Source organism: Mesorhizobium sp. M0960 (assembly GCF_040319055.1).
Lineage (GTDB): Bacteria > Pseudomonadota > Alphaproteobacteria > Rhizobiales > Rhizobiaceae > Mesorhizobium.
Window position 1 is genome coordinate 70,784 of sequence record NZ_JAMYNN010000020.1, and the last position, 12,926, is coordinate 83,709.

Consider the following 12,926-nt stretch of genomic DNA (forward strand, 5'->3'; position numbering starts at 1 on the left):
GGCTGATCGAACCGAAGAATAATTTCGTGGTTGCTTTTCAGGGATTTAGCTCGAGGCCAAAGAAAGGATCGTCGGAACAAGCCGTGTAGCGGACCCGACAATGGCGACACAAAGCGTCGGATCGCGATCCTCAGTCACCGCATTCGTTCGAACCGCATCGTTGTGTTGAGGTGGGCGAACAGCATCTCGACCCTCTAGCGTTAATTGCGGCACCGTGATGGAGCCGGAGGACGAGGCTGACAGCAGCAACACCGCCTGCAGAATTGCAGTGGAGTTCATCGCAGCGTTCACTTCGGCGAGGTTCCGGCGATCTTCTCCAGCGTAGACCGCGCCTGTGGAATGAACCGTGTCGCCACTGCGGGTGCGAGCGTGAGAAGCAGCTCGGCGGCGGACGCGATCGTTCGCTCGGGTCGCGCAAGCACAGCCTCGACCGGCGGCACCGTGGTCGCCGGAAGCGAAAGGCGGAAGCGGCCGTTGCTGACCAGATAGGCGCACCCAGCGAAAATCCACGCCACGAGCGGCTCTTCAACACCCAGACGGAGCCGCGAGGCATTGACATGGAACAGTAGCCATGCGCTTGCCCAGCAGAATTCGGCGGGGCGCGCCGTTAGGTCCTCGCGCAGCAGCCAGATCGTGTTGGCGGCGCCATCTCGATCGGTCGCGATTATCGTAAGGTCGCCACGCATGCGGCGAAGCAAGGAATGAAGTGCTCCGATCTCGGACGAGGCCAATCCCTCATGAACAACTGCGTCGATCGCGTCGAACGCGCCGGCGAGCGCCGCGGCCGTGGCGAAGCTCAACAGATAGTCTTCAGCCGCACGGCGCAGGTCCTCATCGGCGTCTTCACCAATGGTCGCCAACGGTATCGTGCCGCGTCTGGGGTTCTTGAGCGCAGCGTCGGTTTCGAGCCACTCACCGGAGGCGACCATTTGGGCGACCGAGGCATGGCGCCGCACTCGCTGGACGAAATTGGTAGGATCGTGGGTTGCGATAGTCCTTCGATCCTCGGCGACCGCGGCTGAAAGCTTCGACGAGACGATCGGGCCCTCTAAGAGCTAGTCACGAAAATCGCGATAGAAGCCGGTGGGTGCCGCGAGTGCTTCGTCCGCATCGGCGAGTAGGTAGAAGGCGACGTCGAGGGCGACGACTGGATGTTCGCGGATAGCTTCAAGCGGCTCGGTGTTGCTGGCGCAGCCAGGCGAATAGATCACTTCTTCCTGACCGCCGGCCTTGGTCCCCGTGATTTCGCGGTAAAGCCAGAGCAGGCCATGGCGCACGACACGGTGGCAATGGGCCGGGTCGATGCCAGGCAGGGCCGACAGGGCGTCGCGCATCTTGACGATCGCGATTTCAGGCCGGCCCGCGCAATAAGCGGCATGGGCGGTATCGGCGAGCAGCCCGATCGCCATCGCGCGCACCGAAGGCATCTTGTCGAGCGTCGAAGCCTCCCCCTGAGCACGTTCGAACCATTGCTGGGCGGCTGCCCAGTCGCCGAGCGTCGCGGCGCTTATGCCAGCCTCGCGAGCGATATAGGCCCGTTCGATAGTGTCCTGGCCGCCGGCTTCTGCAGCCGCTGTCAGCAGCGGGAGCGCCGCGGCATGATCGCGCCTGAGCCAATGGATCTTGGCCCGGGCGCGCGAAATTGCGATGTCGAAGCCGAATTTGTCCTCGGCTTGCGCGAGGCAGGCAAGTGCCCCGTTCGGCATCGTCGCCATTCTCGTCAAGGCAGATGGCCTGCGCTATCGCGCAGCGCGTCGCGAGCATGGCATTGCCCCAGTTGATCGCGAGGTCTGCGCAGGCGGCATAATCGCGGGCAGCGGCCTCCCAATCAAACGTGTCGATTCGTGATTCCTTGAGCCAGCCATGGTTGACGAGGATCGAAATATCGCCTCGCCCAGGCTGGAAGGATGAGAGGACCCGGTCGCGCGTCGCGGGCTCTTCATTATCAAGTCGCTCCAGGATTTCCTTGAAACGAGCGACCGTTCGGACGTTGCCAAGTTGCGCCCCAAACAACACGCCGCTCACATGCGGATCGCCGGCAACGGACTTGAAGTTGCTGTTGGCCGTGGCGAGTTGGGGCGAGATCCCAAGCAGCCGGTCGAACCGAAGTAGTATCTCCAACCAATCGGAAAAGAGCTCGCCGGTGCGCGGATGAAGTAGGAGCTTGGAAAGCGTGAAGCCCTCGATGAGTTCCGGTCCCGTCACATGAAAACGCTCGCGTTCGAAGGCGTCCCAGGCAGCCCGAGCATTCCCGGGAGTGCCATAAGGAAGAAGGACGAGCAATTGGGCCAATCGCAGCATCGCCGACACTGCGAGGTCTTGCGGGAAGATCGGCGTGTCGGTTGCGAAGGCCATAAGCTCGCCCAGGAAGGGAGCGAGAAAATCCAGCACCTCGACCGGGCAGGTGATCACACTATGCGCGAAGGCGAAGACGAAGCCACCCTCCTCGCTCCTGAGCGCGTGATGCATCGCTGCGGGCGCATCAAGTACGGAGATGCTCCTGGCCCGGAACATCGCGTCGGCAATGCGGCGATGAACGGCGCGGCATTCTGCGGAGGTGAGCACATCCTCAGCGGCATCTTCGAGCAATGGCGAAACCCGCAGTCGCTTTGTCCGATAGGGCTCGATCCAAGGACCAACGAGTTGGTCGAGCAGAAGGCCGGGAAGCGGTAAGATCGGTTCCAGCCCCGCGATCTCTAGGGCAAGGCCGCGGTCGAACCCACCGCGGATCAGGCTGGCGCGCAGCAGCAGCGTCTGTGCGTCGGTCGGAAACGCCGCGATCAGGCGTTGTCGCGCTGCGCGCCGTTCCGCGCCCAATTCGTCGGGGATCTGCCCGCCCAGGACCGCGCCAATCGATGCCCTTGACCAATTTGCTGACTTGAGATGGAGCAGCGCGGCCAGGTGAGCTGAGGATGGCCGCGTGCCGCAGCGCGATAGACCGCACCGGCGTAGTTGGTATCGCCGCCGGCCAACGCGACGAGTTCGGTAACTTCCTCCTCCGCCAGATACGCGACCTCGACTGATGAGGGCGCCTCGGGTGCCAGTTGGTAATGGGTAGCCTTGGTCGGTGCGCGATAGCTTGTGATTACCGCATTACAATCACGTCGCCGAAGGCTGGTGACGACGCGCAGCAGCGCATCACGTACGGCTGGATCGTCGATCTCGTTCACGTCATCCAGAATAAGGTGCGTTGCGGACGTGGCAGCCAGTTCCCCCCGCAGAAGCGACAACCGTGCGGCGGTCTCGGCGGGAGATAAGTTGCGGAAGTCGACGATCGACCACCGCCCTTCACAGCAGTCTGCCACGACGCGCGCGGCGAGCGACTTGCCCAATCCCGTCGCGCCGCTCGCGATCGCAACCCCTGCTGTGCGGCGTGCGGTGTCGAGCGCCGCGACCAAGTCTATTCGCGGAGCCCGGATCGCGGGAAGAGGTAAGTCGCTCGCCGGTACCAGCAAGGCCGGCCGCGTGAAGGTCGCGCCTGTGCCGCCGCCCTGGAACGCCGCCGATAGTTGCTGCAGAGGAACTGCAACAATGGCTGTCTCGTCGATTAGCACGAGGAGATCGGCACGACGCAATTGTCGCGCATTGCCGGTAACCGCCGTCATCAGCAGGCGCTCGACAACCGCCGGCAAAACAGCCCTCGCCGTATGGCTCGAGAGCCGTCTTGCGGATGCAACATATTCGATAAGCCCAGCCTCAAGCTCGTCGCGCATGCCCGCAATGCCCGGTGCGCCACAATCCCAGTGTATGCGCCGGAGGAAATCGCTCCGGAACGCATCGTCGTCCGTCAGTGCTTCGAGATGGGCTTTCGTGGACGGCTCCAGATCGAGCGCTGCCACCAGCGTGCGTAAGGGCCCGACATCGGCTCCCGCCGCGGCCCGGCGCCAATAATGGAGTGCGGCACCTCCTGCGATGCGATGCGCCTTGCTTCGCTCCACGCCGATTTCGGACGTGGTCAGATAGTGGAACGAAACAGCGCGCTTGGGATTGCGGTGCACGACATCGAAGAAGGAATCGATTGCGGCGCGAACACCTGCCGACTGGAGGGTGATGTTCACGCTTCCGCCCGTGTCTTTGACTTGGGTTCCTGCGAGCGCGTCACGTGTTGCGACTGCATAGTCTTCGGCCACTTCGAGGTGGAGGATCTCGCCGTCTTCCAAACCCAACCAGGCCAAGCCTGATGCGTAGAGCTGATAGCCATAACCGCGCAGCGCAGCGGTTGCCTGGCGCGCGACATCACCCTTTGGTGCATCGAGGCTTGGTCCTGACCCGAAAACGCTCGTCAATAAAGCTCCTCCAGCACGGCACACCCCCGGCTCACGCTCGGTCGTCATAAATGCTCGCAAACGCTGTGCTCAGACCTGGATCGCGAGTCTCCCTGAATCGTACAACGGGGAGACGACGTTGCGCTACGAGGAAAACTTTCCAGCTAACCGCAGTCGCTCACCCGGTTTTTCGCGCGCTCGAACAGGCGCTGGCAGAACAGGAGCGGCTGCGCCGCACGAGTTGAACCCGCTCGTGCAGGGACCGGTCGGGCGCGTGGCCACGGCCCAGGACACAGTTGGGGCCGGCAACGCCATTTTGCCGCAGAACCCGCTTGCGGGCTCGGCGCCGGAGGCCGCAGACGCCGTGCAGCGTCTCACCCGGCAAGACCCTGAGACGACGGCTGCGCTCGTGCGCCAGAACCTTGCCGATCGGTATTCGGCAGCGCAGATGGAAACGCAAAGCGGTAGCCGCGAATCGGTTGGCGCAAAGTTCCACAAGAGCGTCGCCGGGAATGATCAGCGACGTGAAGTGCTCGATGCAGTGTTGCGCAGTTTGCCAGGCGGACAAGCCGCTGCAGCCATGCCGGAATTGCTGGACGTCTTGCAAGCAACGATGCGCCGCGACGCTCCGGGCAGCGCCACGGCGGCAAACCAGTTGATACATGGCGACTTGGGCTCGAGATCACCTTTGGGGGCGGTTATCGACCTAACCAAGTCGCTCGGCACCAGCTTTGTGACGCAAGCTGGCGCCGCAGCGAAGCGAGCGCAATTGCGCGGTAATCTTGGCGATTTGGCCGATATCCTGACGGGACCAGATGCTGTGCAAAGGACTCGTGCGGCACGCGATCGGCGGCCGACTGTCAGCTATCCGGAGGCCGGGCTACGGACGCTCTTCGAAATTGGGCAGACGCTTCAGGATCCGCGCGGCGCGCGTTGATGCTGCGCGTTTCGCTTCTCGATAGGCTTTAGGCGTGGGCGGCTCCGGGCATCTTCTCTCGCGTCTCCAAACAGCGAGAAGACGATGTTCGCCAGGCCGACGCAAATCAGAATGCAACAACGGCTAGAACTATTTCCATGATTTCTCTCCCTGTTGGCGAGTACAGCACTCAACGGGCGCGTATTTGAAACGGTTCAGTAAAAATGCGGGCAAAACGGCATTGGTGGATGGTTTCGACATCTTACGATCGCCTTATCCCTTGGCGGGATCGATCGCCAAGTCCATGGGATGCCTGTCTTTCTGACGTAATCGTACGAATTCCTTACGTCTGAAGCGCGCCCTTCCTGATCGAGCAGTTTGGTGCCAGTGATGTTCATTATCTCGAGACGAGCGAAGACGTTGCGTGCCTCTGCGTGAGGGATGACGAACTTGATCAAGGTAGGCTCCTTAACTCCGTCGGGTGAAAGAGGCTCGTCAAGGCTGTCGACCCAGCTCTCAAATCCTTTATGGCCAACGCCGATACCGCCGTAGTCCAGAGTGTCATAGATAAAGCAACCCAGTTGGCTTAGCATCCGGGTGTTCCAGCTGGGCGCAAACTGACACGAACTTCAGAGTACCAGCCGGAAACCCATGGTCAAAGAACTGGGGCCTTTCTCGCATGAACGCATCGTAGGCCACACCAAATTCCTCTTTTCCTTGCCGACGCGCGACGCCAATGGATGCCCAGGCGACTTAGATCTAGTGCATAGATCGAAGCGTTTTTTGGAACTGACCCGTGGCGATACTGTAGTCCGCCAAACGCAAAATAGAGCGCGACATAAGGCGAATACGAGTAATCTACTACGGGTGTAGGAACGCCGTGGTGCCGCGCGTACTCTAGTCGGGAGCGACGATTGGACACCGAGAATGGAACCGATCCGATCGTCAAAGTATTTGCGAGAAAGTGCGACAACATCTCGTCAATTGAAGAATCCCAAGCGCTATGGGGTGTCGTTGTAAAGCGGGCGTAAGTCGTTTCGATCTCCCAATCTTCGTCCTGGTGTCCTCGGAAGACGAAATCGCGGTTGCCACTGACCTTGCCCCTCTGATCTAATGCGGTTTGAAGTTCGTTCTGGCCCATCGAGAGGACCAGGACATGAAACGTAGCCGCTTCTCTGAAGAGCAGATCATCGGAATGTTGAAGGAACATGAGGCCGGGGTATCGGTTGCCGATCTGTGCCGCAAGCTGGGGTCAGCGACGCCTCGATTTACAACTGGAAGGCCCGCTTCGGCGGGATGGATGTCTCCGAGGCTCGGCGACTGAAGGCTCTGGAGGACGAGAACACGCGGCTGAAGCGGCTTCTGGCCGACGCCATGCTCGACAATGCCGCGTTGAAGGATCTTGTGGGAAAGAAATGGTGACGCCCGCGGCCAAGCGGAAAGCTGTCGCTCGCCTGAAGGAAGGCTTCGGGATGAGCGAACGGCGGGCGTGTAAAGCCATCGGCTGTTGCCGCATGACGGTTGGCTACGAGACCAGCAGGCCGGACGACCGCGAGCTTCGCGAGCGGATGAAGGCGATCGCGCAGGAGCGTCGCCGGTTCGGCTACCGGCGTCTTCTCGTGATGCTGAGGCGGGAGGGCTTGGTCGTGAACCGCAAGAAGCTGTTCCGGCTCTATCGGGAGGAGAAGCTCGCCGTTCGCCGCCGTGGCGGCCGCAAACGGGCGATCGGGACCAGGGCGCCGATGGTGGTGCCGCTGAGGCCCGACGAGCGCTGGTCGCTCGACTTCGTATCGGACCAGCTCACAGACGGGCGCCGCTTCCGCATCCTGGCCGTCGTCGACGACTGCACGAGAGAGTGCCTGGCACTCATCATTGATACGTCTCTCTCGGGCATGCGGGTTGCCCGCGAATTGGACCGGCTCATCACCGAGCGCGGCCGGCCGAGAATGATCGTCAGCGACAATGGCAGCGAGTTCACCTCGAACGCCATCCTCTCCTGGGCGGATCAGAACCGCGTCGAATGGCATTACATTGCGCCCGACAAGCCGATGCAGAATGGTTTCATCGAGAGCTTCAACGGCCGACTGCGCGATGAACTGCTCAACGAGACGCTGTTTACTTCGCTGGCTCAGGCACGCGTCGCCATCGCCCTGTGGCGCGCCGACTACAATCCTGTTTCATAACACCCATCTGTCTATGTCGTTGAAGTGAATAGGTTTTGCTGATCTGGATGCGATCCCGTGGGGTATTTTGGGTTTTGCCGCGCGCGATGAACGATGCGCTGTGCCGCAGGTTCGCCAAGCGTTGATCGGCTGAAGACCCATGGACCATCCGGCAGAGGATGAACGCCTTCGATCTCGCCCGCCTCGGCGGCGAGCCTGAGGGTCTTCGGTGCAACGCCGAGAAGGCGCGCCGCCTTGTTCAGGTTAAGCCATGGCTCTTTGCCGTCCGCCGCTGGCCGGAAGACAGGGATCTTATGATGCGACCTGTGCGCGGTGACCCGTTCGCGTGTCCATCGATTGCCGTGACCGGTCACCAGTCCATTGCGGTTGAGGATGCCAGCAATCAGATCATCATTGGCGATGAGCACCAGTTGGCGGACGGCCGCGATGATATCGCCGGACGTGCTGTTGCGCTGTCCACGGCGCCGCTTCGGCAGGCGCAGTTCAGTATGGACGCCGCCAACCCAATGGATCAGAAGAACGATCTCTGACGCTTCGTCATCGATATCGGCGACCACCTCCCGGATGACGGTGCGAACGATGCGCTTCTTGAGCCTTGCATCCGTCGTCGGCGCCGCCCATACAGCCTTGAGATCGGCGGCGAGCGCGGTGACGTGTATTGGCGACAGAAGTGATGGCTCCGATGTCGAGGCATCATGCGCGGCAATCCTGCTCTCGATCTCGCCGACACGCGTAAGCGCCCGGTTCCATCGCAACTCCAGTTCCGCCGCGACCAGCCGGTTCTGCGGATCGATGGCGTCGTATTGCCGGAACGCCCGATCGGCGTTGTAGCGTGCCGCCTCGCGATCGCGCATCAGAGCATCGCGGACCTGATCGCGGCGACTGGCCGCTTGCGCTTCGGCCTCGACGGCCGCGGCTATCGCTGCCGGCTCGACAACCCGCAGAAGAGCTTCCTCGATGGCGTCGTCGACGCGTAGTCCACCGAAGGCGATGCAACGCGGCTCGCCATTGTCAAGCAGACCACGCCAGCAGGAATAGCGCGGAATGTTGTGCTTGGTTCCCGTGTAGTGGACCGTCAGCTTGCGGCCGCAGCGCCGGCAGCGGACAAGGCCGGCGAGCAGAGCGTCGCCATGCTTGGGCGCCCCGTGATGCCGGCTCGTGGGCACGTTGTCGCTCACCATCTTGCGGATCGCTTCCGCCCTTTCCCAGCTGACGTAGCCTTCGTGTGCACCCGGGATCAGCGCCAGCCATTCATCACGCGCCTTACGGCGGCTGCGCGAACGAATGGCTGTTGCATCATATCCCGACGCAGCACGAGTCTTACCATAGGCGTAGGCGCCGCCGTAGATCGGGTTCTCGATCATTCGGTGGATGGTCGCATAGCTTGGCCTGCGCCAGACCACATCGCCATTGTTGCGCTTGGCAGGCAAATCCAGCCCATGTTCGAGGAACCAGAGCAGGGCCTGGCGGGCACTGCCGAGTTCCGCCACCTTGTCAAACACAAGGGTGATGGCCTCCTGCATGCGACGGTCGGGATCCTTCTCCAGCCGGTCGCCGACCTTCACGAAGCCGACCGGGGAAGCGACGACGAGTTCACCGCGCCGGGCCTTCTCATAGCGGGCCGACAAGGAGCGCTGACGCAGAAGATCGAGCTCATACTCGTTGAGACTGCCCTTCAATCCCAGCAGCAGCCGGTCATTGCCCTGGCGCGGTGCGTAGACCGTCTCCTGGTCGATCAGCACGGTATCGACGACGCGGCACATCTCGATGAGCTGCTGCCAGTCGCGGCTGTTGCGGGCGAAGCGCGATACCTCCCGCGCCGCAACCGCCCCAACCTTGCCGAGACAGACTGCTGCGACCATCCGATCGAAGCCCGCTCGCGCGACACCGCCAGCAGCAGAGCGGCCGAGATCGTCATCGACCGTCTCGATGCAAGACCAGCCGAGCGCGACCAGGCGATCGCGCATCGCATACTGCAGGGCGCTGCTCTCACGATTGTGCAGAACCTGATGGGCCGAGGACTGCCGCACATAAAGGATCGCCTTTCGCTCCAGATGGTGGGGCCGGATCTTCTCATGCATCATGGCGTGCCTCCTGCCGTGGAACGGCGCGCTCGCCGTCGACGTGGTCGAGGATCAGGCGCACCAACAGCTTTGTCAGCGTCAGGCGCGTCTCTTCCGGCAGCGCCTGCCATGGTGGCATCTGCGCGGTCTCCGCATCGTGCGGGTTGGAGAACAGATCGAACTGATATGTCGTGGGCTGGCGCGGCATGGACCTCTCCCCGATTCGCGTCGTGAGGATCCGATGCTGCGCCCGAATCCTCCAATTGCGATGGGGTGTGGGAATTGGCCGTCGCGTCCTGCAGCAGTGTCACCAAGACGCCAAGCGTTCTGGGATCGACATGTGGGGCAGCGGCAATGCGCCACGCGGTGCAGACCGCGCGATCAAACATCCAGGCCGGAACCTCCAGCCACCGATCGGAGGCGTGGCCAGAGAGACTGCAGCGGAAAACCTCCCGGTCAGCCTTCTCGATCACCTCATGAACGTGAACACAACGCCCGGCCCAGGGATGCCATGGATAAAGAAACTTGCGTTCCTCGGTCCCGTGGGCGTTCTCTCGTCGTGTTGTACAACACCGCCCGGCCGCATTCCCAAATCGCCTGGCAGACACCGGCCGAGTTCGCCACCACCTTCAATCTGCGACGGTCGCTCGCGCTGCGCGATGCCAAAGGCTCCGCGCCAGCGCCCGTCGCTTCACCCGCCCAGCAGGGCACAACCCACGCCGGAAACGAACTCAAAACTGGATAGAAACTGGGGGCAAGGTCACTCGCCACCGGGCGGCTTGGCGACCAGCTTTGGCTCCATCGGCGAAATGAACTCGAGCCGGCGGGCGCCGGGCTGCAGCAACAAAAACGTCGATTTTTCATCGCGGACATACGGCCAGACAAAAAGCCCGGCGTGCTCCCTCCGCCATATCAATCGATTTTATCCGAGGTGTCACATCCGGGTAATCTAGCGGCTTCTAATGAAACCGGCTAAGGGGAGCGCGGATTTGGGGGAACTTTTCGTGAATAGCCAAAAAGATGCAGAGCGTATCCTTGCCGAAATGTCGATCGCACAGGCGATTTACGATGCCATTTGCGAGATGAACGGATCTTCGTACAGGCAAGACAAAGCACCTTTGCGGTGGGACACTTCGTCAGGCCAACCGTTGAGCCTAATGAGTATTGACGGCTTTTTCGAATTGCGGGAACTCGCTAGGCGCATAGCGTCGAAGATCGACACGCCTGCGCTCATCAGTCTCCAAAGACACACCTCGCAGTCGTCAAAAAAGATTGACTTCCACTAGGTAGAAACTGCGCTCGCGCTGCGACGTGCCTCTGGTCTGAGCGCCGACAAAACCCGGCGATCGGGAACCGCCCGCCGCACCTTTCGGCACGGCGGGCGATCAGTCGTTCACCAGGCACGGGGGTGTGGGCGGGGTGGTGTGCCCTGCACGTGATCGTAGAACCTATGCTCATAGGCGGCTGCGTCTACCAACCGGCAGTTGGAATGTTTCGACAGCTTGCCTGGCACGACCGCGGCTCGATCAAAAACCATCAACGATCGGAGTAGCGTTCCTAGTTCATCGCCACGCAAAAACCCGCCGCAACTTGGATGCGGCGGGCTGGTCGATATCACGAACTCATTTCGTCTTTGGCAGCGCGCTGGATACAGAACGAATTACAAAAGGGCCGCGAAGCTCCTGCGGGCGGCTGCTCAGCGATTTTGCAACCAACCGAAGACTATTTTGGAGCTCACTCGAGTGCTGCTTCACTGTACCGTGTGCCACCGACGCTCCTTTAAAACTCTCAGCCATAATTGATTCCTCCGCGATTCCGATTAATGAATCCTTCCGGTCCTACGAACAAGCGATTTGTTGGGCTCGGGGGGAAAAGTGATGATTGTATCCGACGCGGAAGTCCGCGACTCCACCGACTGGCCAGAATTGGTCTTCGGGTTGGTGGGGCCCATTGGGGTCGACATGAACATCGTCACGCGCAAACTTGAAGAAGCGTTGGTTTCGGTAGGATATCGTCCGCAGGTCATAAGACTGACTGGTCTCATGAGGATATAGCTGTGGACGGGGGTGAAGTCGCCGACGGCGGCGATCCAGTGAGCCACTATCAATCACGAATCCAATACGCAAATGCGGTGCGTTTAAAATGCGCCAACGATGCTGCTTTGGCCGCTCTTGCCATAAATGACATCCGAGGGTTGCGTTCTGTCCACTGGGGACCCGATCACCCTTCTGCTCAACCTCAGCGACTACCTGTCGAAGAGAGCGCTTACATCCTGCGACAGTTGAAAAGAGCCGAGGAGATATTGCTGCTCGAGAAGGTTTACGGACGCAAGTTCATTCAGATTTCGGTGCACCTCATGAGAAGGAAAGGCGCAAGAATCTGGAGCGGACCATCGCGCTAAGCAATCCTAATCTGAGCCCAAGCAGTTGTGCTGAAGCGGCCGAAACTCTCGTTGAGACAGATATGTACGAGCGTTCCGACGTGCATGGGCAACGGATTGAAGAGGTGTTCCATATGGGAGATACCTTTATTCATGGGCGAAACGAAGAGAGTATCTCTCGAACCATCGACCGTTTTGTTCAGGTTTTTTTTGGAAAAAACTCGATCAGCCCAAACAAAGATGAGTATGGGGCATACATGGCTGCCTCCGCATCTCTTCGTTCGCTGGACCTTGCACGCCAGGTCGGGGCGGCAGTGTTTTCTTCCAAAGGGGAAATTATTGCGTTGGGCTGCAACGAGGTGCCGAAATTTGGTGGCGGCACCTATTGGACCGAAGACGATGATCCCCATAGGGACTATGATGATGGGGTCGACGTAAATCGAACCGAAAAGAACCGAATTATTTTCAACTTCCTTCGAACTTTGGAGGAGGCATCCGTTTTGAAGGATGGCGCAACAGCCGAAGCGCTTTATGCCGACTCGGCCGTCCGGAAGCGAATTAAGGCAGCCTCGATTTCCGATATCACGGAATTCGGGAGAATGACCCATGCCGAGATGACGGCACTCTGCGATGCGGCGCGCTTGGGTCGGCCAACAGGCGGCGCGACCATCTTTGTCACAACCTTTCCATGCCACAACTGCGCGAAGCACATAATTGCATCAGGTTTAAAGCGGGTTGTGTTCATCGAACCGTACCCAAAAAGTAAGGCCCTGGAGTTTCACGAGGACTCTGCCGTCCTTGATGAAAAGAATGAAGGACGCGTTTTATTTGAGCATTTCGTGGGTATTTCGCCCCGCAGGTATCGAGGCATATTTTAAAAAGGTTCGAGACGCTCTGCTGATGGGAAAGTTGCTGAATGGTACAAAGGAGAGCCTATGCCTTTGCTCGAAGCTAAAGGCCCGTCGTACATTTACGATGAAGAGTCCGCTATATACTCCTCCCTAATAGCAGTGGCTGAGGAGCTAGGTATAGTGGTCAAATCAGAGCAGTCCGAGTCGGATGAAATCGACAAGACGACAGCAGATACAGAAAATATTGCGGCCCAGTGACCCAGCGGCC

General features: G+C 60.3%; 11 protein-coding genes and 1 pseudogene. 5 read left to right on the forward strand and 7 right to left on the reverse strand.

Features of this window, described 5'->3' with window-relative positions:
- Window positions 1–287: 287 nt before the first annotated feature.
- From NKH63_RS26455 to NKH63_RS26470, 4 genes are all read right to left on the reverse strand, one after another.
- Window positions 288–929: a hypothetical protein gene (locus NKH63_RS26455; protein ID WP_352919359.1), complete on the reverse strand. Its 642-nt coding sequence runs from the start codon at window positions 927–929 to the stop codon at window positions 288–290.
- A 126-nt stretch (window positions 930–1,055) separates the two neighbouring features.
- Complete coding sequence (locus tag NKH63_RS26460) at window positions 1,056–1,409, reverse strand: hypothetical protein (protein ID WP_352919362.1); 354 nt, start codon at window positions 1,407–1,409, stop codon at window positions 1,056–1,058.
- A complete protein-coding gene (locus NKH63_RS26465) occupies window positions 1,351–2,817 on the reverse strand; it encodes a hypothetical protein (RefSeq protein WP_352919364.1) in 1,467 nt (488 codons plus the stop codon). The genes NKH63_RS26460 and NKH63_RS26465 overlap by 59 nt, the downstream gene beginning before the upstream one ends.
- Complete coding sequence (locus NKH63_RS26470) at window positions 2,781–4,286, reverse strand: hypothetical protein (RefSeq protein ID WP_352919367.1); 1,506 nt, start codon at window positions 4,284–4,286, stop codon at window positions 2,781–2,783. Before NKH63_RS26470 ends, NKH63_RS26465 begins: the two co-directional genes overlap by 37 nt.
- 118 nt (window positions 4,287–4,404) lie before the next feature.
- Here NKH63_RS26470 and NKH63_RS26475 point away from each other — a divergent pair, with 118 nt between their 5' ends.
- Window positions 4,405–5,202, forward strand: coding sequence for a hypothetical protein (locus NKH63_RS26475; protein WP_352919369.1), 798 nt, complete (start codon window positions 4,405–4,407; stop codon window positions 5,200–5,202).
- Window positions 5,203–5,836: 634 nt separating this feature from the next.
- Here the strand turns inward: NKH63_RS26475 and NKH63_RS26480 are convergent.
- Window positions 5,837–6,391 carry an FRG domain-containing protein gene (locus tag NKH63_RS26480; RefSeq protein ID WP_352919372.1) on the reverse strand — a complete coding sequence of 185 codons (555 nt, stop codon included), beginning with the start codon at window positions 6,389–6,391 and terminating at the stop codon, window positions 5,837–5,839.
- Here NKH63_RS26480 and NKH63_RS26485 point away from each other — a divergent pair.
- Window positions 6,338–7,352 (forward strand): annotated as a pseudogene (locus NKH63_RS26485) (IS3 family transposase); the annotation flags it as partial. The gene NKH63_RS26480 and the pseudogene NKH63_RS26485 overlap by 54 nt on opposite strands.
- A 23-nt stretch (window positions 7,353–7,375) precedes the next feature.
- Here NKH63_RS26485 and NKH63_RS26490 read toward each other — a convergent pair.
- A complete protein-coding gene (locus NKH63_RS26490; protein ID WP_352919374.1) occupies window positions 7,376–9,448 on the reverse strand; it encodes a recombinase family protein in 2,073 nt (690 codons plus the stop codon).
- Complete coding sequence (locus tag NKH63_RS26495; RefSeq protein ID WP_352919377.1) at window positions 9,438–9,635, reverse strand: hypothetical protein; 198 nt, start codon at window positions 9,633–9,635, stop codon at window positions 9,438–9,440. Before NKH63_RS26495 ends, NKH63_RS26490 begins: the two co-directional genes overlap by 11 nt.
- Before the next feature lie 1,848 nt (window positions 9,636–11,483).
- Between NKH63_RS26495 and NKH63_RS26500 the strand changes: the two genes are divergently transcribed.
- The 3 genes from NKH63_RS26500 (at window position 11,484) to NKH63_RS26510 (ending at window position 12,916) form a co-directional block, all read left to right on the forward strand.
- Window positions 11,484–11,828, forward strand: a complete 345-nt coding sequence (locus NKH63_RS26500; protein ID WP_352919379.1) for a hypothetical protein — start codon at window positions 11,484–11,486, stop codon at window positions 11,826–11,828.
- Window positions 11,829–11,890: 62 nt separating this feature from the next.
- Window positions 11,891–12,685, forward strand: a complete 795-nt coding sequence (locus NKH63_RS26505; protein WP_352919382.1) for a deaminase — start codon at window positions 11,891–11,893, stop codon at window positions 12,683–12,685.
- Window positions 12,686–12,742: 57 nt separating this feature from the next.
- A complete protein-coding gene (locus tag NKH63_RS26510) occupies window positions 12,743–12,916 on the forward strand; it encodes a hypothetical protein (protein WP_352919383.1) in 174 nt (57 codons plus the stop codon).
- The last annotated feature ends 10 nt before the right edge of the window (window positions 12,917–12,926 follow it).

Bases quoted from the DNA above. Each gene is read 5' to 3' on its own strand.
- NKH63_RS26460 (WP_352919362.1), bottom strand. From the start codon at position 1,409: ATGGCGATCGGGCTGCTCGCCGATACCGCCCATGCCGCTTATTGCGCG.
- NKH63_RS26480 (WP_352919372.1), bottom strand. From the start codon at position 6,391: ATGTTCCTTCAACATTCCGATGATCTGCTCTTCAGAGAAGCGGCTACG.
- NKH63_RS26505 (WP_352919382.1), top strand. From the start codon at position 11,891: ATGTACGAGCGTTCCGACGTGCATGGGCAACGGATTGAAGAGGTGTTC.
- NKH63_RS26490 (WP_352919374.1), bottom strand. From the start codon at position 9,448: ATGATGCATGAGAAGATCCGGCCCCACCATCTGGAGCGAAAGGCGATC.
- NKH63_RS26455 (WP_352919359.1), bottom strand. From the start codon at position 929: ATGGTCGCCTCCGGTGAGTGGCTCGAAACCGACGCTGCGCTCAAGAAC.
- NKH63_RS26510 (WP_352919383.1), top strand. From the start codon at position 12,743: ATGCCTTTGCTCGAAGCTAAAGGCCCGTCGTACATTTACGATGAAGAG.
- NKH63_RS26495 (WP_352919377.1), bottom strand. From the start codon at position 9,635: ATGCCGCGCCAGCCCACGACATATCAGTTCGATCTGTTCTCCAACCCG.